At 62.7% G+C, this 26,281-nt stretch carries 22 protein-coding genes; 14 read left to right on the top strand and 8 right to left on the bottom strand.

What is annotated here, in order from left to right; genetic code table 11:
• Positions 1-110 precede the first annotated feature (110 nt).
• The 7 genes from tsaB to Pan216_RS22615 all read right to left on the bottom strand — a co-directional run bounded on the left by tsaB (position 111) and on the right by Pan216_RS22615 (position 8,770).
• A complete protein-coding gene (gene tsaB / locus Pan216_RS22585) occupies positions 111-809 on the bottom strand; it encodes a tRNA (adenosine(37)-N6)-threonylcarbamoyltransferase complex dimerization subunit type 1 TsaB (RefSeq protein WP_145261629.1) in 699 nt (232 codons plus the stop codon).
• A 51-nt stretch (positions 810-860) separates the two neighbouring features.
• Positions 861-1,304, bottom strand: coding sequence for a D-aminoacyl-tRNA deacylase (gene dtd / locus Pan216_RS22590; RefSeq protein WP_145261631.1), 444 nt, complete (start codon positions 1,302-1,304; stop codon positions 861-863).
• Positions 1,305-1,586: 282 nt separating this feature from the next.
• Positions 1,587-2,501, bottom strand: coding sequence for a tetratricopeptide repeat protein (locus Pan216_RS22595; protein WP_419192865.1), 915 nt, complete (start codon positions 2,499-2,501; stop codon positions 1,587-1,589).
• A gap of 153 nt (positions 2,502-2,654) precedes the next feature.
• Positions 2,655-3,353 carry an HAD family hydrolase gene (locus Pan216_RS22600; protein WP_145261635.1) on the bottom strand — a complete coding sequence of 233 codons (699 nt, stop codon included), beginning with the start codon at positions 3,351-3,353 and terminating at the stop codon, positions 2,655-2,657.
• Positions 3,354-3,585: 232 nt separating this feature from the next.
• Positions 3,586-5,394, bottom strand: coding sequence for a GTPase (locus tag Pan216_RS22605; protein WP_145261637.1), 1,809 nt, complete (start codon positions 5,392-5,394; stop codon positions 3,586-3,588).
• On the bottom strand, positions 5,375-7,222 hold the full coding sequence (locus tag Pan216_RS22610) for a GTPase domain-containing protein (protein ID WP_145261639.1): 1,848 nt from the start codon (positions 7,220-7,222) through the stop codon (positions 5,375-5,377). The genes Pan216_RS22605 and Pan216_RS22610 overlap by 20 nt, the downstream gene beginning before the upstream one ends.
• A gap of 489 nt (positions 7,223-7,711) precedes the next feature.
• Positions 7,712-8,770 carry a M42 family metallopeptidase gene (locus tag Pan216_RS22615; RefSeq protein WP_145261641.1) on the bottom strand — a complete coding sequence of 353 codons (1,059 nt, stop codon included), beginning with the start codon at positions 8,768-8,770 and terminating at the stop codon, positions 7,712-7,714.
• A 684-nt stretch (positions 8,771-9,454) separates the two neighbouring features.
• On the opposite strand from Pan216_RS22615, the gene Pan216_RS22620 reads away from it, so the two are divergent.
• The 4 genes from Pan216_RS22620 to Pan216_RS22635 all read left to right on the top strand — a co-directional run bounded on the left by Pan216_RS22620 (position 9,455) and on the right by Pan216_RS22635 (position 11,676).
• Positions 9,455-10,252 carry a sugar phosphate isomerase/epimerase family protein gene (locus Pan216_RS22620; protein ID WP_419192866.1) on the top strand — a complete coding sequence of 266 codons (798 nt, stop codon included), beginning with the start codon at positions 9,455-9,457 and terminating at the stop codon, positions 10,250-10,252.
• Between the two features lie 422 nt (positions 10,253-10,674).
• Entirely contained in the window at positions 10,675-10,932 is a 258-nt protein-coding gene (locus tag Pan216_RS22625; RefSeq protein WP_145261645.1) for a HEAT repeat domain-containing protein, read from the top strand.
• On the top strand, positions 10,925-11,287 hold the full coding sequence (gene queF, locus Pan216_RS22630; protein ID WP_145261648.1) for a preQ(1) synthase: 363 nt from the start codon (positions 10,925-10,927) through the stop codon (positions 11,285-11,287). Before Pan216_RS22625 ends, queF begins: the two co-directional genes overlap by 8 nt.
• Positions 11,288-11,424: 137 nt before the next feature.
• Entirely contained in the window at positions 11,425-11,676 is a 252-nt protein-coding gene (locus Pan216_RS22635) for a hypothetical protein (protein ID WP_145261650.1), read from the top strand.
• Positions 11,677-12,082: 406 nt separating this feature from the next.
• On the opposite strand, the gene Pan216_RS22640 is transcribed toward Pan216_RS22635, so the two are convergent.
• Positions 12,083-14,554: an ATP-binding protein gene (locus Pan216_RS22640; RefSeq protein WP_145261652.1), complete on the bottom strand. Its 2,472-nt coding sequence runs from the start codon at positions 14,552-14,554 to the stop codon at positions 12,083-12,085.
• 624 nt (positions 14,555-15,178) lie between these two features.
• Between Pan216_RS22640 and Pan216_RS22645 the strand changes: the two genes are divergently transcribed.
• The 10 genes from Pan216_RS22645 (at position 15,179) to Pan216_RS22690 (ending at position 26,279) form a co-directional block, all read left to right on the top strand.
• Positions 15,179-15,853 carry a LuxR C-terminal-related transcriptional regulator gene (locus tag Pan216_RS22645; RefSeq protein ID WP_145261655.1) on the top strand — a complete coding sequence of 225 codons (675 nt, stop codon included), beginning with the start codon at positions 15,179-15,181 and terminating at the stop codon, positions 15,851-15,853.
• 209 nt (positions 15,854-16,062) lie between these two features.
• Entirely contained in the window at positions 16,063-17,121 is a 1,059-nt protein-coding gene (gene coxB / locus Pan216_RS22650; protein ID WP_145261657.1) for a cytochrome c oxidase subunit II, read from the top strand.
• Between the two features lie 14 nt (positions 17,122-17,135).
• Positions 17,136-18,782 carry a cytochrome c oxidase subunit I gene (gene ctaD / locus Pan216_RS22655; protein WP_145261659.1) on the top strand — a complete coding sequence of 549 codons (1,647 nt, stop codon included), beginning with the start codon at positions 17,136-17,138 and terminating at the stop codon, positions 18,780-18,782.
• A gap of 16 nt (positions 18,783-18,798) precedes the next feature.
• The gene (locus Pan216_RS22660; protein ID WP_419192867.1) at positions 18,799-19,416 is read left to right on the top strand and encodes a cytochrome c oxidase subunit 3; all 618 of its coding nucleotides are present in this window, start codon (positions 18,799-18,801) and stop codon (positions 19,414-19,416) included.
• A gap of 9 nt (positions 19,417-19,425) precedes the next feature.
• On the top strand, positions 19,426-20,265 hold the full coding sequence (locus Pan216_RS22665; RefSeq protein WP_145261664.1) for a hypothetical protein: 840 nt from the start codon (positions 19,426-19,428) through the stop codon (positions 20,263-20,265).
• Complete coding sequence (locus Pan216_RS22670; protein WP_145261666.1) at positions 20,258-21,010, top strand: c-type cytochrome; 753 nt, start codon at positions 20,258-20,260, stop codon at positions 21,008-21,010. Before Pan216_RS22665 ends, Pan216_RS22670 begins: the two co-directional genes overlap by 8 nt.
• Positions 21,007-21,594 carry a QcrA and Rieske domain-containing protein gene (locus Pan216_RS22675; protein WP_145261667.1) on the top strand — a complete coding sequence of 196 codons (588 nt, stop codon included), beginning with the start codon at positions 21,007-21,009 and terminating at the stop codon, positions 21,592-21,594. Before Pan216_RS22670 ends, Pan216_RS22675 begins: the two co-directional genes overlap by 4 nt.
• Positions 21,595-21,877: 283 nt before the next feature.
• Entirely contained in the window at positions 21,878-23,386 is a 1,509-nt protein-coding gene (locus Pan216_RS22680) for a cytochrome b N-terminal domain-containing protein (RefSeq protein ID WP_145261670.1), read from the top strand.
• A gap of 80 nt (positions 23,387-23,466) precedes the next feature.
• Positions 23,467-25,737 (top strand): cytochrome c oxidase assembly protein, encoded by a 2,271-nt coding sequence (locus tag Pan216_RS22685; RefSeq protein WP_419192868.1) that lies wholly within the window; start codon positions 23,467-23,469, stop codon positions 25,735-25,737.
• Positions 25,738-25,748: 11 nt separating this feature from the next.
• Positions 25,749-26,279 (top strand): hypothetical protein, encoded by a 531-nt coding sequence (locus Pan216_RS22690; protein WP_145261674.1) that lies wholly within the window; start codon positions 25,749-25,751, stop codon positions 26,277-26,279.
• Positions 26,280-26,281 lie beyond the last annotated feature (2 nt).

Here is a 26,281-nt window from a genome sequence, read left to right on the forward strand (position 1 = left end):
TTGGTGTATCGGTTGGTTTTTCCCCACCGAATTTATAGGAGTCCGTCGAAGGCTGTACAGATCCCCGAGAAAATTCGTCTTTCGGGCGTCGACCATGGCCGACGCCGCGGTCAAGACGCGTCCGCGCCGTGTCGCTGTCGCCAACGCTCTTCGGCTTCGCTGGGTCGGAGATACGTCGGTTCGAGTCCCCAGGGATCGTCGCGCCGGCCCGCGTCGCAAGAAGACCGACCAATCCCTAACAGGGACGAAAGCTCGGGATAGCGGCGTCCTTCTTCGGTTGTCCGTAGCGTCGCGGGAACGACATCCGCGAAGCGATCGAGTGCCGGACCAGTCACAAGCGTTCCCTCCGGCAAGGTCGCGAGCCACTCCTTGGCGTCGACGACCGCTAATTCGCTTGTCGGCTCGAGCGGTTCGCCCGCACCCGTCCGCGTGAAGTGCCGCGCGTAAATGTTCCCCTTCTGGGCATCGATGAGCGTCGCGACCGACAGCGCGTCGTCCGAAGCCGCATGAGCGAGGATGTCGGCAGCGCAACCTCCGACCAGCATGGCCCCGGTCGCATAGCAGAAGGTCTTCGCGGTCATGATCCCGACGCGAAGCCCGGTGTAACTTCCCGGCCCACGATCGACGATCACCAGTTCGATCGACCTCGGGGCCCAACCGGCCTCGTCGAGAAGCTGGCCAATCGCGGGAATGAGGTCCCGCGCGTGCCGGCGCGCTTGGGAGAGTTGCTTGCGAGCGACGAGTCGCGTCCCCGCGGCGAGACCGACCGCGCCTTCGCTGGTGCTCGTCTCGATCAGTAGCGTGCGCACATTGACACCTTCTTGGCACTGGCCGGCGAGCGGCCCCGTTCCCCTTGTCCGCTACGCGGGAGCCTCGATCATCAGCGTGACCGGGCCATCATTGACCAGTTCGACATCCATCATCGCCCCGAACCGCCCGGTTTGCACCTCGAGTTCGCTTCGCCGCAGGCGTTCGACGAAGCGTTCATAGAGTGGCTCGGAGATCGGTGGCGGGGCGGCGTCGATGAAGCTGGGACGACGCCCCTTGCGACAATCGCCATAGAGCGTGAATTGACTGACCACCAGCAGCCCCCCGCCGATGTCGCGCACCGAGCGGTTCATCTTCCCCTCGTCATCGGGAAAGATGCGTAGCCCCAGGAGCTTCTCCGCCAGGAACTCGATCTGGGCATCGCCATCGGACGCGGTGATCCCGAGCAAGACGAGCAGCCCCTGCCCAATCGCGCCGACGACCTCTCCCTCGATCGTCACCGACGCCCGTGAGACTCGTTGCACCAAGACGCGCATGCAGCAACTCGATCCTATCGCCGAGAGACTCTCGGAACTCGACCACCAAACGGAAAGAGCTTTTGTACGAGAGAGGAAAAGGAGAGTCGATCGAGAGGGAACTCGGCGACCCTCCCGACCATGATCCCACTTGGCACGTTCGTCGCACTAGAACTCGGCGCTGAGATCGTGCGGAGGATTGCCAAATCATAGGCATTTTCCGCATGCCCACGGCGAGCGGGGGCATGGCACCCGAGGGATCTTTTGGCAATGAACCAATCAACAGGGCTGCTAGCCAGGACGCTAACGACGATTCAGCAAAGGGGCGTAGGCGGGGGGAGCGGCAACCTGTTGGGGCGTCGACGAAAGGAGTTCCTTGATTCGACCGGCGTCGGGATGATGGGGATCGAGGCGCTTGCCGGACTCGTAGTAGTCGAGTGCTTCGTCGGCCGCGCCGGCTTGGGCGCAAAGCTCCGACAAACGATAGTAGGCGTTGGCGCCGCCGTCACCTCGATGGACGAGTCGGCTCCACTCCTCCTTGGCTTGACGGTGATTCCCCGCTTGCTGGAGGGCTTGGGCGTAGAGCTCGCGAAGTCGAACGTTGCGAGGATCGCGGGCCAAACAGATGCGGAGCCGATCGGCCGCGGAATCGGCGTCACCACGGACGAGATCGAACTTCGCCAACGCCGAGCCTGCCGTGATTGAGGGAGGATGGGCCCGGTAGCCGCGCTCGAACGCGTCAAGAGCCTCCTGATTTCGCCCAAGCGACCGGAGGATGGTTCCACGCAATGCGTGGGCCTCGCCGAAGTCGGGATAGCGTTTGACGATGTAGTCAGCCTCGTCAAGCGCCTCCTTGCTCTTGCCCTGGCGGGCGAGGGCCTGGGCGAGTCGAAACCGTGCCTGGGGATTCGATCCATCGAGCCGGACCGAGGAAGCGAACGCCTTCGCGGCGGCTTGATAGCGTCCTTCCTTGTAGAGCAGCGCCCCCAACGCCTCGTAGTGGCGTGGATCGTTTGGTTCGTCCAGCAGGAGGTTTCGGATCCTCCGTTCGTCGTCTTGCTTCTCTTTTCGCGAATGGCTGGTGGTCGGCGGCGGCAGAAGCGCGACGTCGGGCGTCGAGCCTGACGGGTTGGTCGACTTGATCGACGTTCCCGCGCAGCCCAGGGGAAGGAGAAACAAGATTGGGGCCAGGCCCGCTCGCAAGCGGTTCGCGATCATCGTCGATATTCGGCCATCTGGGTACACTAGAGAAAAACCCGACCACATCCCGGCAGCGCCGAATTCACCAGACCTCCCATTTGCTCATGGAATGAGAGTCCGCCTAATCGATCTATCGGGCAAAACAGGTCGTGGAGTGAACCAGAGTTCCCACTAACGACGCGGGACCAGCGAAAGAAGCTCATTGAACTGAGTCATGATGTGATCGGGCTTTGCTTCACGCAACCTCTCTACATCATGGGAACCGGTCGGAATCACCCAAACGGGCACTCCCGCCGCGCGGGCGGTCTCAATGTCGATCGTCATGTCGCCGACATAGAGAACTTGGTCGGAGTCGACGCCGAAGCGAGACTGGGCTACTTCGATCATGTCCGGGGCCGGTTTGCGCTGAGTGACCGACTCCGGTCCGAGCACAATCTCGAAGAGAGGTTCGAGTTTCAGCTCCGCCAAGAGGACCTGGGTCAACGCGAGTGGTTTGTTGCTGCAAATCCCCAGTCGACAGCCTCGACGATAGAGCGACTTGATCGTGCGTCGGACCCCGGGGAGAGTCTTGGTTCGCCCGATGATCGCCTTGTGATGTCGATGGTAGAGTGGCGTTTCGACCTCCGGGTCGCAGCCGGGCAGCGTTTGTTCGAGGAGCCATCCGACCCCTCGTCCGACAGCCTTGTGAATCGTGGGAAGATCGAGCGGCGGCAGACCGTGACCGCGGCGCAGGTAGTTGACCGAGGACTGAATCGTGCCGTAACTGTCGACGAGTGTTCCGTCCAGGTCGAAGAGAAACGACGTCAGCGACAGAGACTCCGAATCGGAACGGAGTCGTTGCTTCGACGAGTTAGTAGTCGATAGCTCCACGACTTTCGATCCTCGAACTCAAGTGTCGTCGGTTGATTAGAGACGTTCCCCGCCGAATTGTAGTCGAGGTGTTCCGGCGATTCGAGCACTTCTTCGCATTCGGGAGACGCGAATTCGCCGCGGACCAGCGATCGAGAGAAAGAGAATCGCTCGATCCCCGGCGTCAGCTCGCCGAATGGACGCTTCCCTGCATCAGAATGAGTCGACGGAGGAGGCGACTGCCTCGTGGATGTCAGCCTTCGGTGGGATGGGCGAACATGCCGCTTTGGCTGCCAGGGCGTTCGGCCCGTTCAAGCTGATCGTGCAGCCGCGTCAGGTCCTCCAGGACCTCGACAACCATGCGGCGTTCCGACTTGAGTTGCTCGTGAAAGTCCTCGAGACCAGAGAGATAGATCGGGCCAACCTTCTCGACGAGTCGGGTGCCGATCATCTTTCGAAGCTCGTCGCGCAACACATCCCACCGCGAGGGAATGGTCCGAATGAGCAACATGTGCAGCACCATCAGCGTTCCGACGACGACCAGCAGCGATCCGAGGTAGTCCTCGAAATCCCAAAAGCCGGTCATCACCGCGTTGTAGCACCACTTGAGGAAGAGGATGATGACGATCCCCATCGGCAGCCAGTCGCATAACCCGCACACGACCGCTTGTTGGGCACGCCGGCCGCCGGTCGGATCGGTGAATCGCTTCTCGAGGGCTTGGAGCTGCTCGCCGAGAATGTCCGCGAGCACCGCGTCTCCCAGGGAATCAGACGAGGTCTTCGGCAGGAAGTCCCGCAGGGTCTTCACCGGCCACCCCTTCCGGTCGGCCAACACCAGCAAGTTCGACGTCAGGGCTTGATGGTAGTTGGACCTCGTCGCTTGCGGAATCGACGCGACGCAGCGATTGACCAACTCGTTGATGCGCATCTCCTCGGTCGTCCGCAGGCTCGACAACGATGGCACGCGCAACTGCGTCAGCCAATCGATCACCGATAAGTAGACGCGAAAGAGGCCACGGAAGTTTCCCCGCGCGACATGGCTGAAGTAGCGTTCGAAAGCCGACGAATGGACGTCGGCGGCCGCGGTGAGCAAGGAGGCATGATCGGCCAGGCCGTCGAGCAGGGCTCGCTCCCACTCCTTGCGTAGGAGGTTGGTCTGCTCGTTCCACGAAGGGGGAATCAGTTGCCCCAGCGCGCCGAGCAGTTCCTCGAGTCGCCCCACGATGCCGCGAACTTTGATGTCGCGGATAACCCGGTCGGTGAGGCCCGCCTCGACCCAGTCCTCAAGCCGGAGAAAGTCGTCGTCGATCCGCCCGAGATCCTTCTCCGGATGCAATCGCTGGTACGACCAGTGGCTGGCACACGTGCGAAAGACGAGCGGGTCGCCGAATCCCGCCTCGGCGAGACTCTGGCGAAGGTCCTTGTCGGGGGCGAGCCCCGTCTTCTCGTTGAGCGAGAGCTGGCACCGGTCCCACTTGTTGATGACGAACGCGAACCCGCGCGAGGAGCGGTGCTTGAGCATCAGTTCCCACGCGAACCGGTCGTGGTACTTCTCCTGGGAACCGACGTAGACGACCGCGTCGGCGAGCGGGAGCATCTCGCCGAGGGTATCCCAGTTCTCCTTGATCGAGCCGTCGACGTCGGGCGTGTCAATCAGCACCTTATGCCGAAGTTCCGGGCGATTGTGCGTGACGTGGTGACACGTCTTGAAGACCGGATCGAGCCGATCGATCGCGACGTCGCGATGGTGATAGACGGTCGGCGTGCGGGTCGTCGGCCGAGCGAGACTCGCTTCGGCGATGTTGCTTCCCGCCAGCGCGTTGAGCAACGTCGACTTACCGACGCCGGTGCCTCCGAGAAACATCACCGTGAGCAGGGAAGGTTCCGAACGCAGATGACGGATCCGCGCCAGCAGATCCTCGATCGAGTCGCGCAGCGTTCGCTCATTGTCGGCATCGGGCGGCACCAGCGGCGGCTGGTCGAGCCACGCGAGGAGCGACTCGGCGAGTTGGTCGACACAGGCCGTCTTGTCGATCAGGGAACTATCGATCGCTGTCGTCATGACCCGCCCCTGAGTCCTGGCCGACCGGCGTTCGGGACGCCTCGGCCAGATCGGCCAGATCACGCGGCAACTCGCGCGCCAGCCGCGACAGCGATCTCAGTTGAGGACCGGTTGCTCCCGGCAAGTTCCCCAACGGTTCGACATACGCCTTGTTGAGCAACTCCTCGGCTTGGGAACGCTGATGATCGACGAGCTGTTGGCGACGTCGTTGGACGAATTGGCGACACAGGGAGAGGAAAATCTCCTCAAGCGCCCAGATGCTGAGCGGAATCAACAGGAATAGCCAGGGCGAAAGCCCCACCCAGTAGATGACGAGTCCCACCGCGACGATGTCGGCCACGGCGCGTACTACCCGCAGCGCCACCAAGAGCGTCGCCCGCGCTTCGAGGATCTCGACGATCTCGTGCGTGATCCGCACCAGTAGTTCGTCGAACTTCTGGCGATGCTGGGCCCGTGTCAGCAAATAGGGAGGTTCCACCAACGCGACCGCCTCGGTGCGCAGCGATTCGTGAAGCTGCGTCCACAGCGTGTGCTCCTCCCGGCGGGCGGCACACTCGACCGTCAGATTCTGAAGCATCTCCTTGCGGAGCTTGTCCAGGATGCGATCCTCGTCGGGCAGCTCGATCGGTTTGTGTTGGATCAACCACTCGGCGTACTTCTTCACGAGCCTGCCAGGCGTCCGCAGCGACTCAAGCACGCGATCGAGGATCTCGGCGGCACCGCCCAGGGCGAAGCTCGACGTCACCCGCTCTTGGGCGTCGACCAACTGTTGGTACTCGACCCCCGCCAGGTACTCGCGGGCGTAGCGGTCGATGACGATCGCGGCATCCTTGCGAACCAGATCCTGCCACGTATTCCACTGTTCGATATCGCGGTTGAGCGGCGCGAGCAGCCGAGCGTGGAGCATGCTCAGATACTCGGCCGTTCGGAGGCGCTCTTGCCGACGGCTCTCGGCGAGCTTGTTCGACACCGCCGATTCGACCGCCTCGCGCAGCTCCCCCGTGTGCGGATAGGAGCTGGTCCAAAGCTCGTGATAGCGCCCCGGCGGCGGCGAGGGGACGGGGACGACCGCGACGATTCGCTCGGCACCGCGAAGCGAGCTGACCACTTGCTGCTGGAAGAGACGCGTCAGCTCCTCGACATCCATCGGCGCCGACTTGGTCAACGCCACGACCACCGGCTTGCCCGCGTCCAAGAGCATTTGCAAAAAGCGGGTCGGAAGCTCATCGTTGTAACGCTCGTCGGAGGCGACATAGATCGCCACGTCGGTCAACGCGGCGATCTCGACGAGGCGCGGCTGGTAGCGATCGGAGTCCTTCGCGGTCAGGTCGGGACAGTCCCACGCCACCCATTGATGCAAGAAGGTCGAGGCGACCGGATCGCCCGGAACCCGGCGATAGCCGAAATGATCTTTGTTGGTGCTGGACGATTCGGTCCCGTCGTAGCGTTCCAATAGGCCCAGATGCGTCGGCCAGGCCTCGTCGGGGCTCCCGAAATCGCCGCCATAAAGCGCGATCGGATGCTTGGTGAACCCGGCTTGTGCATTGACTTCCGCGACGTCGTCGCCGGCGAGAATGTTGGCGACGGTACTCTTTCCGGCCCCGGCTCCGCCGAAGACCATCACGTGGAAGCGATCGTTGACGAGCGTTTCGGGAGGGGGAGAAAAACGATACCGGGCCAGCGACGCCGCGAAATGGACCTCGGCCTCGGTGATGTCTTCACCGACAAGCGACCGCTCGCGATAGTAGCGGAGCAGTTCCTCCAAGCCGGTGAGGTAGCGGTGAGCCGGCTCGTTGAAGTCGGTCGTGGGTCGGGTGATCGTGACCACGATCCTTTCCTCGATTGCGCAGCGATTCGTCGCGAGTCAGGACTTCAGGGGCGTGCCCGAAATCCCGCAGCCAGGAAACGTCGTCGCCTCGAATCGATGGCGACGTTCCGGGTCGTCGTTCGTCCCGATCGCTCCCAGCCCCCCAAACCCCGGAGGAGCACCAGTGTACCGCGCCTCAGAGAGAGATTGGAGAAGGACCCTAAATCCATTCATCGGAGGCAATTAAGTCGATTCCCGAGAAGGGCGATCCTCGATCGCGTCGCTCCTCGCTATCCGAACGGACCGGGTTGTCGGCCATGGCTCGGAATGAGTGCAGCACCCAGGGAAGGCATGCTCAACTTATGCAATCGCCCGCGATGTACCAATCCCAATGCCGGTGCCTCGCGGAACTCCACGCCACCGAACACCGATTCCTTCTCCGCGGCTGTACCCGCATCCCCCTTCTCCGTCAAGCCAGGCGGTGGCGTGCCTCTCCAGGACGACGGGCCTCTAAGGAGTGAAATCGACGTCCGCCGTCAAATTCTCCACGAAGAGAGCCATCAACTCGGCCGTCGCGTCCAAATCGGCCTCTGCGACCATTTCGACCGGACTATGCATGTAGCGATTGGGAATCCCCAAACAGCCTGTCGCGACCCCGGAACGGGTCATTTGCAACGCGTTGGCGTCGTTCGATGTCCCGCGATTGGCTCCGCTGAGCTGGTAGGGCACCCCGTTCGCCTCGGCCAAATCGACCAACATACGGAAGACGACCGGGTTGATGTTCGGCCCCCGGAAGATGACCGGACCGCCCCCGAGTTTCACATCGCCGCTGATGTTCTTGTCGATCGTCGGGCAATCGGTGGCGTGGGTGACGTCGACCGCGATCCCGACGTCGGGGTCGATTCCATGAGCCGCCGTCTTCGCCCCGCGAAGTCCGATCTCCTCCTGTACGGCGGAGACCGCATAGAGCCCGGCTTCGAACTTTTTGCCCGAAAGTCGTCGCAAAACGTCAAAAACGGAGAATAAACCGGTCGTATCGTCCATTTTCGGACCACAAAGCAGCCCATTTCGCATCGAATGGAAGCCCAACGCGACCGTCACCGGGTCCCCGATCGAGACCACCTCGGCGATCTCCTCCTGGCTCTTCGCCCCGACGTCGACCCAAAGGTCGGTCACTTCCGGCACCTTCTTACGCTCTTCGGTCTTCAGCAGATGCGGAGCTTTCCGGGCGATCACGCCGACAATCGGCCCCGAATCGGCCCAAACCGTCACCCGTTGTCCGAGCAGGATTTGCGTATCCCAGCCGCCGACGGGCAGAATTCGCAAGAAACCGTTCTCGTCGATGTATTGGACGATGAGCCCAATCTGGTCGCAGTGCCCATCGAGCAACACCCGCGGGCGCCCCTCGGGGTTAATGGTCGCGATGACGTTGCCGTGGACATCGGTCCGGTGTTCGGCCCCATGCGTCGTTGACCATTTGCGGATCACCTTCTGCACCGGCTGCTCGTAGCCGGAGGGACTCGGCGTCTCCATCAGCTCCGTAAAGAACGTCCGTGCTTCGTCGATCATCGCGTGACTTTCTCCCGAATCCCTTGATCCCTCAGATACTTCCTTCTTTCATCCTATGAGCGTTCCGGGTGCCATGGCAGGGTGCCATCTTCCACGCCTGCGTGGGCATGCTGGGAAAGAAACCCACCGCCACGCCACGGGTCGCTATCCGCAGAGACTTGGCCGGGTGCCATTCTCCCCGCTTGCGTGGCCATGCGGGGAGAATCCTTCTGCCTCATGGGTAGCCCCGGTTGCTGTGCTACCGGGGCGGCGCAGCCGCAGGAGGTCGTGGGAGAAGGCTGAACGACGAACAAGTGATTGAGATCAGATGGAGCGTTCATCAAGACCTTTTGCAAGACTCCGGGTGCCATGCTTCACGCTTGCGTGGCCATGCGGGGAGAATCCTTCCGCCTCATGGGTAGCCCCGGTTGCTGTGCTACCGGGGCGGCGCAGCCGCAGGAGGTCGTGGGAGAAGGCTGAACGACGAACAAGTGATTGAGATCAGATGGAGCGTTCATCAAGACCTTTTGCAAGACTCCGGGTGCTATGCCCACGCAAGCGTGGGCATAGCACTCAAGACAAATGCACCCAAGGCATTCTGACCGAGGATCGTTTGGCGAACTTCACCCTCCCCAACGACTGGCATCCGGCCCCCCATCATGGCATGATGGGGCCACCAACAAGCCAACCCGCCGAGAAGACACCATGCAATACCTTTACTTCAGCAAGCACTTTCGCGACCAGAATTTGCCCGAAATCGCCTCGATCCTGACGAAAATGGGCGTCGATGGGGCCGATTTCGCCGTCCGGCCAGGCTATCCGGTCAACCCGACCAACGTCGCCAAGGCACTGCCCGAAGCGATCAGCGTCTTCAAGAGCGAGGGCCTCGCGATCCCGCTGGTCACCGCTCCGACTAACATGACCGATCCGAGCACCCCAGAGGCCGCCCGGATCTTCGAAGCCTGTGGTGAGAACGGCGTACGCTACATCAAGATCGGCTACTTCCGCTTCATGAAGGACTACGCCAAGGAACTCGCCGCCGCCCGCAAGCAAATGGAGGGCTTCGCCAAGCTCGGCGAGAAGACCGGCGTCCGCGCCTGCTACCACACCCACTCAGGCAACTACCTCGGCTGCAACTGCGCCGCCCAACTCCTACTCCTGGAGGGAATCGACCCCCACTACGTCGGCAGCTACGTCGACACCGGCCACGACACCGTTGACGGCGCCCCGCTCCGCATGGGCCTGAGCACCGTCGCCGAATACTTCTCGCTCCTGGCGATCAAGGACATGCGTTACGAGAAGACCGACAAGGGCTGGCGTCACGTCACCGTCCCCGTCGGCGAGGGGATCGTCGACTGGAAAGACGTTCGCCGAGGACTGATCGACCAGCACTACAACGGGATCATCAGTCTCCACGCCGAGTACCACACCGCCGATCTCGACGAGCGCATCGCCAAGGCCCAGTCCGAACTCGCCTTCCTCAAGAAGCACTTGGCGACGTAGCGCCGAGCGATTACGCTAGTTGAACCAAAAACTTCCGCGATGCGAACGGCGTCGATCCTCTTCTCTCGGAAGACTCGTCCGCCGTCCGGACGTGGATCTTCTCTGTTCGTAGGCGTGCCTCGACTCACTCTCTAGCCGGCCGGTCGCATGAATCTCTCGAACCGCTGGCTCGTCGCAATCCCCATCGCAAGGAAATTTGGGATGCCTACGTCGCACTCTGTTCCCAGCCGGGCGGAGACTGCTGGAAGCATTGGCAAACCGCCCTCAACTGCGTGGCCCACCTACGCCCGATCAGGCCGGAAGTAATCGAATCGCTCAAGATAAACTTGCTCGATCCGAAACCCGACATCCAAATCCAAACCCCTTTCACCATTCAGACTCTCGCGGCGAAACGGCTCGCTGAGCAGGCGCGAGAATCGCCCATGGCACTCGAGGCCCTTGCGGAAGGCTTGCATCTCGGCGATTGGCAGCTCCGTCTGGTGGTCGTTGAGGACCTCGCGGAGTTTGCGAAGTCTAATCCGAAGGCTGTCGAAGCTCTGGAAGAGGCCTTGCCGGACCCGAGACCCGACGTCGACAGGGCGATTCGGGACGCGCTGAAGGAAGCCGCGTCGCACCAAGTCCCCTATATGATCAAGGAGACGAAACCTCCCAGAGCGACGAAGGAACCGGGTGATGAGTGACGAGGAATTGCCGGCGCTGGAGACCTTTCCAAACCAGTACGCGGGCAAACGGGACTATTCGATCGAGATCCGCTGCCCGGAGTTCACGAGCCTCTGCCCGAAGACGGGACAGCCCGACTTCGGCGTGCTGACCTTCACGTACACGCCGGACGAACTCTGCGTTGAGCTCAAGTCGCTCAAGCTCTACCTGCAGGCCTACCGCACGCGGGGGATCTTCTACGAGCACGTCACCAACAGCATCCTCGACCACTTCGTCGCGGCCTGTCAGCCGAAACGCGCCAAGCTCGTCGGCGACTTTAGTCCCCGTGGGGGCATCACGACGGCCGTCACCGCCGAGTACGTCGCCGAGCGGTAAGGCGGCTGGGCGCGGACGGCCAAGGAGTTCTGGCGGCGGTCTTTTCGATGGAAGTGCGCCGCGCCGATCGCTACATTTTCTGCACAAACACCGACGCCGCCGCGTCGGATGGGGAACGACGCTAGGAGAATCGTGGGATGGCGAAAGCACCGGTCAAAGACAATCAGTTCGATCAACGACGCGAGACGCTCGTCGTCGAGCAGAAGACGACCTGGCCGACGGATCTCGATCTCCCTCACGGGGAGAAGGTCCGAATCGCCACGCTGCTGCACGCCTCGCCCAGCGAGACGAAGAAACTCGACTACGTCCGCTGCCCCAGCGGCATGATCCGCCACATCACCGTGACGCAAGAGGATCTCGATCGGCTGAAAGCCGCTTCCGAGGCGTAGGGGACGGCAACCCTTCAATGGCATGTCCCTACCACCTCTCCTCGGGGAGAGTTCGGCGAGCAACGCGAGCCGGGTGAGGGGATCACCTCGCGTGACGAGAATGACGGTTCGGGGAAGAGAATCTCTTACCCAGAACCCCTTCATCCACCCAGACCTCGCTCATCCAGAACCCCCTCACCCCTAACCCCTCTCCCACAGGGAGAGGGGAACAAGAGGCTCACTCTCCCACAGGGAGAGGGGAACAAGAGGCTCCCTCTCCCACAGGGAGAGGGGAACAAGAGGCTCAATATCCCACGGGGAGAGGGGAACAAGAGGCTCAATATCCCACGGGGAGAGGGGAACAAGAGTCTCACTCACCCACGGGGAGAGGGGAGCTTTCGAGAGCGCGCGTCGAACGACAGGATGTCTACTTCGCACGCTCGGCCGGTTTCTCCAGACTCCCGATGAGCTGATCGAGTTCCGCCAGAAGCCGCGTCATCCGTTCGGGCAAGGCGTTGACGCTTCGCTCGCAGTCCGCCACACTCCCCGCTTTCGCCGCGAACTCCAAGTCGAGCATCTCCTGCCGGATCGCGAGGGCGTGAAAGTTCCCCACCGAACCTGCGAGCAAGTGAGCACCGCGAGCCAGTTCCTCAAAATCACGCTCCGCGAGGGCGAGCGCGATCCGATCGGCAAGGTCTCTCGACTGCCCCCGGAAGAGGTCGACGATCTCGCGGAGGATCGTGGGGTCGCCGCGAACTTGAGCATGGAGACGCGCGCGATCGATCAATCCAGACTCGGCCCCATCACGCGCACGGGACGCCGATTCGCGCACGACTGTCTCCTCCGGCTCCGCCGACCCATCGTGGCTCGCGAGCGCAATTCTCCGCAAGACCGCCTTGAGGGCTTGTTCGTCGATCGGCTTGCCGAGGTAATCATCCATCCCCGCTTCCAGACACCGCTGCCGATCCCCTTTCATGACGTGCGCCGTCAACGCGACGATCGGGACCCGTCGACCGGACTCCCCTTCGCGGTCGCGGAGAATCCGCGTCACCTCCAAACCGCCCATTCCCGGCATTTGCAGGTCCAAGAGGATCAGGTCGACAACCTCGGACTGGGCGAGCTCGATCGTTTCGGGGCCGTCGGCGGTGACAAGCACCTCGTGGCCCAAGTCCTCGAGCAGGCTCTGAGCCACCTTGACGTTGATCGCGTTATCTTCCGCCAAGAGGATCCGAAGCGGCCGGGGCGAAGCATCCTCGCGCGTCGACGCATCGGCGAGTTCGTCCCCATCCGCGAGCAGCAGGGCCTGCTCTTCGGCGGAAACGAGGGGAAACCGAGCGGTGAAGTGGAAGGTGCTTCCCTCGCCCCACATGCTTTCGACCCAAAGCTCGCCGTTCATCATCTCGACCAATTGCCGCGCGATCGCAAGTCCGAGCCCGGTACCGCCGTGCCGCCGGGAGGTCGAACCGTCGCCCTGGACGAAGAGTCCAAAGATCAGTTCCTGCTGTTCCTCGGAGATGCCGATCCCGGTGTCGCGAACGGTGATGTGCAGCGTCTTTGTCTCCTCATCGCCACCGTCGACGGTGATCCTGACGTCGACCGAGCCTTCGAGCGTGAACTTGACGGCATTGCCCAGCAAGTTGACCAAGACCTGTCGTAGCCGAACCGCATCCCCGAGCAATACGTCGGGGACCTCCGGATCGACGTCGGTCGAGAGACGTAGCCCCTTCTCGGAGGCCTCGAACGCGACCGCGTGCGTCGCCTCCTCGAGACAGCGCCTCACGGAGAAGGGAGACGTTCGCAGCGTCAGCTTGCCGGCCTCGATCTTGGAAATGTCGAGGACATCGTTGAGCAGGTCGAGCAAGGCTTGGGCGGAGTCGCGCACCGCCTCGAGCGATTCGCGTTGATCGGCCGAGAGCGACGAGCGCAGCAGTCGCGCCGTCATCCCGATGACGCCATTCATCGGCGTGCGAATCTCGTGACTGACGTTGGCGAGGAACTGGGACTTGGCCCGGGTCGCCGCCAGGGCCTCCTCGCGCGCGGCGATCAGTTCGACTTGGGAGCGTTGGTACTCGAGGACGACCAACGTCTGGTAGAGGAAGAAGCCGAGCAGTGGGATGAGGTAGCCGACGACCTTGTAGAGATGGGCCGCCTCGAAGAGGGCGTCGTGGACTTCCACCGAGGCGAGCATCATGAGCTGGCCGGTGAGGTTGACCCCGATGGAGAGAGCCACCCACCACAGGAGCATCTCGCGCCGCTGCAGATAGCGAACCAGGTAAACGATGAGGGCGACCAGAAGCACGAAGGACGAGAGCAGATCGGCGGGTCGGCCGACAAAGGGAAACGGCCCGACCAATCGCGGAGCGGGAGGGACGAGCACCGCCGCGGCGATCGTCGTGATCAGCAGGACGATCAACGACGTGAGAATCGTTTCGCGTTGCCGATTGGCTCCCCGAGCAATCCACGCCGGAAACATCAAGGCCATCAACAGCGTCAGGCCCATCAGCAGTTGTCCGGTGACGTAGGTCGCGCGGAGGAACTCTTGGTAGTACCAGCCGGAGAACCCCCAAAGGTCGCGGGATCCGATGATGCCGTGAACGAGGTCTTCCACGCCGTTGACGAAGAAGGCGAGTCCGATGAAGAGGTGGAATCGGTTGCCAAGGGCGTAGAAGCGAAGGACGAACGCCAATCCGGTGACCAGTCCGAAGAGCGCTCCGACCATTTCGATGGTGCTGATCAGGTCGGCGGTGCCGCGAAAGCCTGAGTCGGCGAGGTAGGGGAAGGGAGCGGCGGCGGCCGCCATGACGACCAAGAGGGCGGCCAAATGCTGCCAGCACTGAACGCGAGAATGCCTCGAGAGCCCAAGCTCGCTCGGGATGAAGTCGCTGGGAGAAGAGGCCATGCGGAGTCACCAATCGTCAGTTGACGGTGAAGAGAAGGTGATGAAAATCGACTGATTGTGGCTTTTTTTGCTTCTACTGGATTGTCCTTAGCGCCTCGATCGCCAAACTTAGCCCTCACGTTCTTGGCTGACGGGACTCACTAATTCTTTCGGTTTTCTAGTGAAATCGCAACATGATGGAGGCCTACGGAGAGGCCCAAGAATCACGCAACCATTAACAACAACAAAAGATACACCAAAATCCCCATGGCTCCAGCAGAAGTCAAGGCTAGAGTGTATGCGGGGGGAGAGTAGTGCCGGAGGAAAGAATAGGCTGAGACCGGGTAAAGTCTTTCACCGCGACTCGATCGCCTGCATTTCGTGATGCCGCCGTGCCCTGACGCACCGCGCGGGATCCAAGCGCTTTCTAAGTTCGCATCGGCCGCCATCCACGACGGATCGGTTGTTTCCATCGCAGGGATCGAGCCAAACGGATCGTTCCCCGCGAACTTCCATTGAGCGTTGTAGGCTGACGAACGTTGGCGACCACGTTCTCGCGAAGCGGAAACGGTAGACTCACCTTCTCTCTCGTGCCCATTCTCGCCTCGGACATGACTCGCACACTTTTTTCAAGGTCACGCCGCAGTGAGCGATTCGAACAGCAGTGAAGCATCGATTTCCATCCTTCTGGCGTCCAGCGAGACGTTCGTTCGGGAGTCGGTGCAAAGTCTACTCGAGAAGGAATCGGACTTGACGGTCTCGGGAACCGCCGAGGACGGGACCGAAGCGGTCGCCGCCGCCAAGCGGTTGCGGCCGGAGGTCATCCTTCTGAGCGACGAAATGCCGGGGCTGAACCCGTTTGAGGCCGCCGAGCGCATCCGCAAGACGCTTCCGCGAACGCGTCTTTGCTTCCTCAGCCGCATTCCGCGCGATCACGCGATCGACTGCGCTCTCGCGGTCGAGGCGGCTTGCTACTTCACGACCGCGGACACACCCGAGTCGCTGGTCAACGCGATCCGGAAGGTCGCCCAGGGAGAAACCTACTTCTCGCCCGACGTCGAGGAACGGATCGTCAACCCAAAACGAGCCAACGCCATTCACGGCGTCAAGCAGTCGCGCATGGCGACGCTCACCGCTCGCGAGGTGCAGGTGCTTCGCTATCTCGCCGAGGGACTTCCACGCAAGGAGATCTCCAAGGTGTTGGGCATCAGCGCCAAGACGGTCGCTCGACACACCGCCAACCTGATGACCAAGCTCGAGATTCACGACCGGGTCGTGCTCGCTCGCTTCGCCATTCGGGAGGGTCTCGTCGACGTTTAGGCGATCCGCGATCCCTTCTTGACCACACGCAACTCGACACAGCCCATCGCCGCCCGAACCCTCGCCGCGGCGACGTTCCCGTCCGGGCTGTCTGTCGCCCGTCAGTTGTTTCCGATTTTCGGTGACGCCGAGTGGCCGATACGATAGAACCAGCGTGGTGGACCAGGAGTCCTGGGAAAACATTCTCTCCTCGGTAATAGCGGATCGGCATGACGGGTCAGCGTCCCAAGGGGTTGATCCCAGTGCAAGCCAAACGCCACGGACGCGGCATCTTGCTGCTTGCATTTGGATTGTTGTTCTTCGCCTCGAGCGTTTTCGCCGCGGGGGAGACGAACATCGTCCAAACCGTCTCGCCGCCCGCCGACTCGATCAAGTTTCTCTTCTACCTACTCCTCGCGGTGGTCGGCGCCATCTTCCTCATCGTGGAAGGGGCCCTGATCTATTGCATGGTCCGCTTCCGCAAGCGCGAAGGCGACGAAAGCGAACCACCGCAGATCTACGGCAGCAAGCCGGTCGAGATCGCGTGGACCGTCGCGCCGGCCCTGATCGTCTTCGTCCTCTTCCTGGTCGTGCTTCGCTCGATCGTCCAAATCAGAAAAGTCGACGTCCCCGAGGACGCCCTACGGGTCGTCGTCACCGGCCACCAGTGGTGGTGGGAGTTCCACTACCCCGAACTGGGCGTCACCACCGCCAACGAACTCCACGTTCCCATTGGCGACGACGAGAACGAGCGAGCCGTCTTTCTCGACTTGCAATCGGTCGACGTCATTCACAGTTTCTGGGTGCCCCAACTGTCCGGGAAGATGGATGTCGTTCCAGGCCGAACGAATTTGCTTTGGTTCGCGACCAAGCAACCAGGACTCTATCGCGGACAGTGCGCCGAGTACTGCGGCACCCAGCACGCGAACATGCTGCTGCGAGTCGTCGCCGAGTCTCCCGAGGAGTTCGAGCGATGGGCGGCCCAGCAGGCCAAACCCGCGGTCGATGATCCGAAGGTGGCCGCCGGCCGCCAACTGTTCATGAGCCTCGCCTGCATGAACTGCCACACGATCAAGGGAACGCCCGCGAACGGTACCTTCGCGCCGGACCTGACGCACTTGATGAGCCGGCAGACGCTGGCCTCGGGCATGGTGGAGAACAACCCCAAGAACCTCCGGGATTGGGTCGACAATCCGCAATCCATCAAGCCCGGCTGCCTCATGCCAAGCTTTCAGTTGTCCAGCAAGCAGCTCGACGACTTGGTCGCCTATCTGGAAACGCTTCACTAGCGCGCGGAGTTGTCATGGCCACCACGGTCGCCGTCCCCGAGATGACCGACAAATCGCCGCGCCGCTCGAGCCTGCTCGAATGGGTCACGACCGTCGATCACAAGCGGATCGGCATCATGTACCTGCTCGCGGCACTCTTCTTTCTCGTCTGCGCCGGCACCGAGGCGGCGCTGATGCGGATCCAGCTCTGGAAAGCGCGCTTCGACTTCCTCGAGCCCGATACCTTCAACCAACTCTTCACCATGCACGGCACGACGATGGTCTTCTTCGTCGGCATGCCGATCCTGGTCGGCTTCGGAAACTTTCTCGTCCCGCTGATGATCGGCGCTCGGGACATGGCCTTCCCGCGCATGAACGCCTTCGGACTGTGGATGTTCATCCTCGGCGGTTTACTGACCTACTACAGCTTCCTCCAAGGTGGCGCTCCCGATGTCGGCTGGTTCGCGTACGCGCCGCTGACGTCGGCGACTTTCTCGCGCGGGATGAGCACCGACTACTGGATCCTCGGGCTGATGACCAGCGGACTGGGAACGCTCAGCGGTGGCATCAACTTCATCGCGACGATCCTGACGATGCGCGCCCCCGGCATGACCTTCGGACGGATGCCCCTGTTCATCTGGATGATGCTCGTCGACGCGGTCCTGATCGTGATCGCCTTCCCGCCGCTGACCGCCGCCCAGACGATGCTCCTGCTCGATCGCCAGCTCGGCGCCCACTTCTTCGATCCCCAACAGGGGGGCTCGGCGGTCCTTTGGCAACATCTCTTCTGGTTCTTCGGCCACCCCGAGGTCTATATCCTGATCCTTCCGGCCTTCGGCATGATCTCCGAAATCATCCCCGTCTTCGCGCGGAAGGTCATCTTCGGCTACGAGTCGGTCGCCGCCGCCACGGTCCTGATCGCGTTCATCGCCTGCGGCGTCTGGGCCCACCACATGTTCGCCCTGGGCCTGAGTCGGACGATTGACATCTTCTTCTCGGGCTCGACGTTCCTCATCGCGATCCCGACCGGCATCAAGATGTTCAACTGGATCGCGACCCTCTACGGGGGGAAGATCCGTTTCCAGACACCGATGATCTTCTGTCTCGGCTTCCTGGCGATGTTCCTGATCGGCGGCCTCAGCGGCGTCATGCTCGCGGCGGTCCCCTTCGATTGGCAAGCCAGCGACACCTACTTCGTCGTCGCCCACTTCCACTACGTCCTCTTCGGCGGGACGCTCTTCGGCATCTTCGGCGGGTTCTACTACTGGTTCCCCAAAATGTCGGGCCGACTGATGAACGAGACGCTCGGCAAGTGGAACTTCTGGCTCTTAATGATCGGCTTCAACCTCACCTTCTTCCCGATGCACATCTCCGGACTCATGGGGATGCCGCGACGGATCTACACCTACGATCCAGAGCTTGGCGTCGACATTTGGAACCAGCTTTCGACCATCGGCGTCCTCGTCCAAGCCGCTGCCTTTATCGTCTTCGCCGTCAATTTGATCGGCTCGCTGCGGTCCGGAGAGCGGTCGGGCGACGATCCCTGGGATGCCTGGACGCTGGAGTGGCTGACGACGTCGCCGCCGCCGGCGTACAACTTCGAAGTCATCCCCGCGGTCCGCAGCCGTCGTCCTCTTTGGGATCTCAAGCACCCCGAAGACCCCGATTGGGAACACGAGTAACGGAGAGATCGCCACCGTGAATCACGCAGCCGCGCTCTCCGCCCACGCCGAGAGCCCCCATCACGACCAACATGCCCTCGGCGGGTGGACGCCCCTGAAGGTCGGCATGGCGTCGTTTCTTTTTTCAGAAGCGGCCCTGTTCGCGACCCTGATCGTCGCCTACCTCAAGTTCCTCGGCCAAGACGACGGCGGCCCGACCCCCGAGGTCCTCAACGTCGGACGCGAACTCGTCGCGGTCATCCTGTTGCTCGTCAGCAGCATCACGGTCCAGTTCGCTTCCCGCGACCTGGCGCGCGGCCGCTGCACCAGTTGCACCGTCGGGGTGATCCTGACCTTCATCTTGACGGTCGGGTTCCTCATCGTGACCGGCCTGGAGTGGCGCGAGTTGATCGCCGTCGATGGATTGACCATCAACCGCAACCTCTTCGGCTCGAGCTTCTACACCCTCTTCGGCTTTCACCTTGGACACGTCCTGGCGGGATGTGTCATGCTGCTGATCATGATGGGGATCGCCTTCTCGGGGAGCCTCAATGCCCGCAGTTCCCCGGGGATGGAAGCGATCGCTTGGTATTGGCACTTCGTCAACGGGGTCTCCGTGACTCTCTTTCTCGTCGTGTATGTCATCACCCGTTAGAGCGAGTCTATGTCCACGCCGCATCATGCCTCCGACACGCCGCTCGACGGACACGTTCCGGCTCCCGACGACGGCCATTCGATCGAGACCGTCGAGCTTCCCGGACCGACCGCCTGGCCGCTCGTCCTCTCGGTGGGGCTGATCATGGTGGCCTTCGGGATCCTGACCAATATCTCCTTCAGCTTTCTCGGCATCATCATGGCCCTGGTCGGCATCGTCGGCTGGGTGACGGAGATCCTTCCCGGACGCGGTCACATTCACGAGGAACTCCGCCCCGAGGAACTTCGTCCCAAGCCCGTCAAGCGGGCCGACGTCGATGTCATTCCCATGGCACCCGGCATGCCCGGTCACCGCATGCACATGCCGGAGAAGGTTCATCCCTACTCCGCCGGCGCCAAGGCTGGACTGGTCGGCGGCGTCGCGATGGCGGTTCTCGCGGCGATCTACGGCGTGGTCAGCGGCCGAGGCATCTGGTACCCGGTCAACCTTCTGGCGGGCATGGTCCTCGAGGAAGCCGATACCGATCCCGTCGCCCAACTCGAACAGTTCCACCTTCTAGCGCTGATCCTTGGGCTCTTCATTCACGCGGTCGGCTCGCTCTTTGTCGGTCTGATCTATGGGATCGTGTTGCCGATGATTCCCCGCGGCCGCGTCCTCTTCGGAGGTCTCGTCGCTCCCCTCTTTTGGAGCGGTTGCCTCTGGGCCAGCATGGATGTGCTCGATCCGGTCCTGGCGCAGCGCGTCGATTGGGTCTGGTTCATCGCCTCCCAGTTCGCCTATGGAATCGTCGTCGGCATCATCGTCGTGAGAACGGAAAAGATTCACACCACGAGGGGTTGGCGTGCTTGATCAGGCTCTCTCGTTCATCGTCGCCAGGGGCCGCCCGATCTCGATCGCGGCGTGGTGCCTCTGCGCCCTGCTCGCCGGCTGCGGCCAGCCGAATCGCGCCAACCAACCGCTGCCGCCGCTCGACGTGATGGCCTTCCAACCGCTCTTCCAAGAGAACTGCGCCGGCTGCCACGGAACCACCGGCCAGATGGGCCCCGCCCCTCCCCTCAACGACGCTCTCTTTCTCCGAGTCGTGACCGACCAGGAACTCAACGAGGTCATTAAGAACGGACGGCCCGGAACGCTAATGCCCGGCTTCGGCTTCAACCCGGGACTGACGCTCTCGGCCAAACAGGTCGATGTCCTCGTCAAGGGGATCAGGGCCGAGTGGCCGTCGAGCCCAAGAGAGTTCAGCGGCACGCTTCCCCCCTACGCCACCGACGCCAAGGGCGATGCGACGCGAGGCGCCCAAGCCTTCGCCCTCGCGTGTGCCCGCTGCCACGGGGCCAAGGGCGAAGGGACCGACACCGCGGGAGCCATCAACGACGGCGCGTTTTTGAAACTCGTCAGCGACCAGTTCCTGCGACGAATCGTCATCACCGGCCGCCCCGATCTCGGCATGCCCGACTACCGCCAACAGATCACCGAACCGGAGGCCCGAGCCCTTACCGATCAGGAGATCACCGACATCGTCGCGTTGCTCGCCTCCTGGCGAACCAGCGATTCGTTCGCCCAGGAACCAGCCCCAGGAGCCACGAAGCCATGAACTCCGAGCACCCGACTCCTCCCTGCTGCAACTCGAGCGGATCCGGCGGTCACGGCGGCTCCGGCGACGCGGAAGTGACGCTCGCCAGCATCACGCGCCGAGGCATCCTACTCGTCAGCGGCGCTCTGTTCGCGCTGGCGGGACTGATTCTCGCCATCCCGCTGGTCGGTTACATCATTGGCCCGATCATGCGCCGGAAGGAGGACCAGTGGGTCGACATCGGCGCGCTCGAGGACTTTCCCGAGAACCAGACCCTCTTGGTCGACTTCGAGGATCCCGACCGCCGACCCTGGGACGGCATGACCGGCAAGACCTCCTGTTACGTCAGGCGGCTTCAAGGAGAGAACTTTCAAGTCTTCTCCATCAACTGTGCCCACCTCGGATGCCCGGTCCACTGGTTCCCCGAGTCGGGCCTCTTCATGTGCCCCTGCCACGGCGGCGTTTACTACGAGGATGGCGGACGCGCCTCCGGTCCTCCGCCACGCGGCCTCTACGAGTATGCCTTTCGTCTCGAGAAGGGTCGCATGCTCGTCCGAGCTGGACACCTTCCGACGCTTCAGGACACGATGAAGGAGACATCGTGACCAACGGCAAGCGACTAGCGGCAAACGAATCGACGAAGGGGTCTTTGGCTTCCTCGCGTTCCCCCTTGCCCAAGGGGGGAATGAGGGGGATCGGTACTCTCGATCCTCGCTCCCGGTCTCCCCTTTGGATGCCCTGCGATCCTTACCAGGGTAGCGGGGCACCTCCACGGACAAGTGGATCCGGACGACTCTCAATTCACGGCGGTGCCGACGACTGGCCACCGCCACGTCGAACGACACGCGGAACAAACATCGTCGGCCATCGTCGCGGGAGATTCCTGAGATGAAGCGAGGCTGGGTCCTACAAACGCTCAACTGGTTCGAGCACCGCTTGGGAATGCGCGATCAGGTTCTCGAAGCGCTCAATCACCCGGTCCCGAAAAACACCGGATGGTGGTACGTCTTTGGCAGCGCCTCGGTCACGCTCCTGACCATCCAGCTCCTTACCGGCGTGCTGCTGACGATGGTCTACGTGCCGACACCCGACTTGGCGTACCAAACGATCGAGTACATCAGCTACGAGCAGTTCCTCGGCTGGTACGTTCGCGCCGTCCACTCGTGGTCGGGCAACGCCATGATGGTGATGGTCCTCTTGCACATGACGCAGGTCTATCTGTGGGGAGCCTACAAGTATCCGCGCGAACTGACCTGGGTGGTTGGCTGCTTCCTCTTCGTCTTCCTGCTCGGATTCTTGTTTTCGGGCCAAGTGCTTCGCTTTGACTCCTCCTCCTACTGGGGAATCGGGGTCGGGGCGGCGATGGCCGGACGCGTTCCATTGATCGGTCCCGCGCTGGTGCATCTGCTCCTTGGCGGCGAGACCATCGGTGGCGAAACGCTCAGTCGCTTCTACGCACTGCACGTCTTCGTCCTGCCCGCCCTACTCCTTGGCTTTCTCGGGATCCACTTGCTGCTGGTGATGAGGCAAGGCGTCTCGGCTCCTCCGTTCCCCGCCAAGAGGACGGACAAGGAGACCTACGACAAGGTCTATGAACGGGAACTCGCCGAGGGTGAACCCTTCGCGCCCGATCCGCTCGCCAAGGACGTGATCTTCAGCGCCCTGATCGTCCTGGTCGTCTTCGTCCTCGCGGCGGTCTATGGCGTCGGTCTCAACGAGCTGCCGGCCGATCCGACGATCATCAATGCCAACCCGAGGCCCGACTGGCCCTTCCTTCCCCTCTTCGCCCTGCTGTCACTCTGCCCGCCGTGGATGGAGACATTCGTCATCCTGGTGCTGCCGGTCGCCGGTTTCGCGTTTCTGGTCTCGATCCCCTTCGTTTCGGGGACGGGAGAACGCAGTCCTTGGCGCAGGCCCGTCGGGACGATCGGCGTCGTGGTCGGGGTCGTGCTGATGATCGTGCTGGGTTGGCTCGGGGCCGTCGCGCCCTGGTCCCCCGCGATGGAAGCCTGGAGCGGAACGCCGATTCCCGAGCGGATGGTCGAATCACTTTCTCCCACCCAGTTAGTCGGCGCCGTCGTCTTCCAGAACAAGAACTGCCGCAACTGCCACGCTCTCGATGGCCAGGGCGGCACCCGTGGCCCGGACTTGACCACGGTGGCGACCCGACTCACCAAGGAGGAACTCGTTCGTCAGGTCGTCCAAGGTGGTGGCAACATGCCCGCCTACGGAAAACAGCTCTCCTCCGCCAACGTCGAGGCCCTGGTCGCGTTCCTGGCCACCCTCCACCCCGAGGGGATCGCTCCCGCCAAGCCTTCGGTCGAGCCGATCACCGGCCCCCTTGCCGGCGGCGACAATGCCAAGGACGACAAAACGGAGGTCGCCCGGGATCAGTAGTCTTGGCCGTTCGCCAGAACGGAACTCCTCTTTGAGGCGGCAACGTGGAGGGTAACTCGGCCGCAGTTTGGCAATCGTGGGTGCCCAGCCCGGAGATCGTTCTCCCCGCCCTGCTCTGTTCCTGGATCTACCTTCGCGGCTGGTACTGGCTCCGGCGCCGGCTTCCCCAGCGATTCGGCTGGGACCGCCTCGCCTATTTCCACGGCGGGCTCGCGACCTTTCTGCTCTCCCTCATCTCGCCACTCGAACCGCTTGCCGGCGTTCTGCTGAGCGTCCACATGGTTCAGCACCTCCTTTTGATGATGGCGACGCCGCTCTTGATCTGGCTCGGCTGGCCGCTAGTTCCGATGCTCAAGGGCCTGCCGACCGCGATACGCCGCGGCTGGATCGTCCCGATCTTGCGCCTTCCCCTCGTCCTGCTGCTCAGTCGGTGGCTGACGCGTCCCGTTCCCGCTCTCGCCCTCTACATCGGCGTGACATGGCTATGGCACATCCCCAGACTCTACGATTTGGCGCTGCGCGATCCCGACTGGCATCGGATCGAGCACGGCCTCTTTCTCTTCGCCGGCTTCGTCTTTTGGTATCTCGTCGTCGCTCCCTATCCATTTCGCCGGACGTTTCCGCGTTGGCTGCTCATTCCCTACCTCTTCGCGGCGAGCATCCAGAACACGATCCTGGCCGCGACACTCTGCTACGCCGACGAACCGCTCTACCGAACCTACGCGCAGGCGCCGAGACTCTTCGCCTCGACCGTGATCGAGGACCAAGCGACCGCCGGCGCCATCATGTGGGTTTGCGGATCGATGATGTATCTCCTGCCACTGGTCGTCATTCTCCCGTCGCTGTTCGCCTCTGCGTCCCCATCGCGCCGATCCCAGCCATCACCGCGACCGGTGACCCTCTCCGTTCTTTCCCAGGGGCAAGTCGACGCCGACCGCGGTCGTGCTCGCGCCGATCTCTTTCATCTCCCGCTGGTGGGACCATGGCTGCGATGGCGTCACGGCCGGCGCTTGCTCCAAGCGACGATGCTGCTCGTGGCGGCGCTCGTGATCTGGGATGGGCTCGTCGGTCCCCAAGTCGCGCCGATCAACTTGGCGGGGATCTTGCCCTGGATTCATTGGCGTGGCTTCGTCGTGCTGGGGCTGCTCGTCGTCGGCAACGTCTTCTGCATGGCGTGCCCGTTCATGCTCCCCCGCGATCTGGCAAAGCGTTGGCTTCCCGCGAACCGGCATTGGCCGCGCCGGCTGCGAACGAAGTGGCTCGCGGCGGGCTTGCTCCTCCTCTTCTTCTGGGCATACGAGACCTTCGCCCTCTGGTCCGCCCCGTGGGCGACCGCCTGGATCACGCTCGGCTATTTCACCGCGGCCATCCTCATCGACGGCATCTTTCGCGGCGCCAGCTTTTGCAAGTACGTCTGCCCGATCGGCCAGTTCCACTTCATTCAGTCGCTTCTCTCGCCCTTCGAGGTCGCGGTTCGCAACGTGGACATCTGCTCCGCCTGCGCCACCAAGGACTGCATTCGCGGGAACGAGAATCAACGAGGCTGCGAACTGGCCCTCTTTCAGCCGCGGAAGGTCGGCAACGCCGACTGCACGTTTTGTCTCGACTGCGTCCACGCCTGCCCGCACGACAATGTCGGTTTGCTCGCAGTCACGCCGAGCGCCGATCTCTGGGACGATCGGCGTCGTTCGGGAGTCGGCCGATTCTCCCAGCGCACCGATCTCGCGGCCCTCGTCTTGGTGCTCGTCTTCGGCGCGTTCGTCAATGCCGCGCTGATGACCGCGCCGGTCGCGACTCGGCTAGAGCGGACGGGGATGATGCTCGGCTCCCAGGGCCCAATGCTCGCCACGACCGCGGCGATCCTCTTGGCCGTCGTCGTCATTCCCCTACTTGGTGTCACTCTGGCGGCAGTCGGCTCCCGCATCCTCAGCGGCGACCGGGGACGGAGTCTCCAGATCGCGACCCGCTACAGCTTCGCCCTGGTCCCCATGGGAGCGGCGATGTGGCTGTCACACTATCTGTTCCACTTCGTCGTCGGCTTCTGGGGACTTTGGCCGGCGCTGCAGCGATTCGCCCTCGACATCGGAATCCGCGGGCTCGGAACGCCCGTCTGGCCGGAGGGATGCTCCGCCACGGTGGTCGAGTGGATGCTCCGAGCCCAGATCGTGGCGCTCGACATCGGACTGGTCGTCTCGCTCTACACGGCCTACCGCATCGCGAGAACTCGGGTCGAGGGTCTCGGACGAATCGGGGCGGCGGTCTTGCCTTGGGCGTGCCTGATGGTCGCGCTCTTTGCCAGCGGAGTCGCGATCTTGCTGCAACCGATGGAAATGCGTGGAACGGGGTTTTGAGGATGGGACCATTGCGAGAGTTCGCCGCGATTGCCTGGATCTGCTGCCTGGCCACTTCCCTCTTTGGGGATGGTGGGACGGTTCGCGCGGTGGAAGAAGTAGACGGTCTTCGGCTGACGATGATGACCTCGCCGGAGCCCCCACGGGCCGGGGTCGTCGACATCAGCCTGCTGCTTCAGGACGGGGCCTCGGGAAAGGCGATCCTCGATCGAGAGCTCGTTGTCCGCGTCTGGCCCGAAGGGGATGCGCGTCGAGGTGACCTCGTTGCCGCCACCCACGCCGCCGCGACCAACAAACTTCTCTACTCGGCGCTCGTCGAGATCCCCCGCGCGGGCGATTGGAACATCGCGGCCGTCGCCGACACCAAGGCGGGGACGATCGAGGCGACCACGAGCATCGAGATCCAACCGCCGCTCCCCGCGTGGACCGAGTTGTGGGGTTGGATCGCGTTGCCTCTCGTGCCGATCGCGCTTTTCCTGCATCACGTGACAAGTCGTGGGCGAGACAAGCGGACGACTCCATCAAAAAAGGCGGACCCGTAGGC

It is taken from the genome of Kolteria novifilia, from assembly GCA_007748055.1.
In the GTDB taxonomy this organism is placed as follows: domain Bacteria; phylum Planctomycetota; class Planctomycetia; order Kolteriales; family Kolteriaceae; genus Kolteria; species Kolteria novifilia.